The organism is Mesorhizobium sp. M0074 (assembly GCF_040322975.1).
In the GTDB taxonomy this organism is placed as follows: domain Bacteria; phylum Pseudomonadota; class Alphaproteobacteria; order Rhizobiales; family Rhizobiaceae; genus Mesorhizobium.
In genome coordinates this window covers 1-550 of record NZ_JAMYUM010000106.1, presented here as the reverse complement: position 1 = coordinate 550, position 550 = coordinate 1, and the positions used below count along the sequence as shown (strand labels likewise).

The window sequence follows — 550 nt, the reverse complement described above, 5'->3', positions numbered from 1 at the left end:
CCAGAAGATAGATCCGCGTGTTGGCGATCGGACGGCCAATCGGGACAACTGACCCGTCAAAGTCATCGGGGCAAGTCCAGGTCGTTGCACAGACTGTCGTTTCCGTCGGTCCATAGGCATTGATAACAGATGCTGCAGGCAGGCGACGGATGAGTTCGGCCTTCGGCAGCTCTCCAGCAAGAATGAGAGCTTGCGACGCCAAATATTCCGCACTCCTGCTTTCCTGAAGCAAGGCCGGAGGCAGCGTCGCGTGGGTGATAGCTTGGCTTCGCAGATAATGCGATAGCCTGGCACTCGCCTGGCGGAGCTCATCCGCAGGCAAATGCAAGGCGGCGCCGGAGCCAAGCGCCATAATCATTTCCCAGGCACTGGCATCAAAACCCAAGGAGGCGAACTGCACCACTCGACTGCTGGAACCAACGCCAAACAGTCCGATCTGAGCCAGCCCCAGATTGACCACTCCGCGATGCTCGACCATGACGCCCTTGGGCGTCCCGGTGGAGCCCGAGGTGTAGATGATGTAGGCGAGATGGCGGGGGGTGAGCCCCAG

General features: G+C 60.0%; 1 protein-coding gene. It reads right to left on the bottom strand.

Going from position 1 to position 550, the window contains the following annotated elements:
- Positions 1-550: AMP-binding protein (locus tag NKJ73_RS34180; RefSeq protein WP_352572799.1), on the bottom strand; the 550-nt coding region annotated here is incomplete at both ends.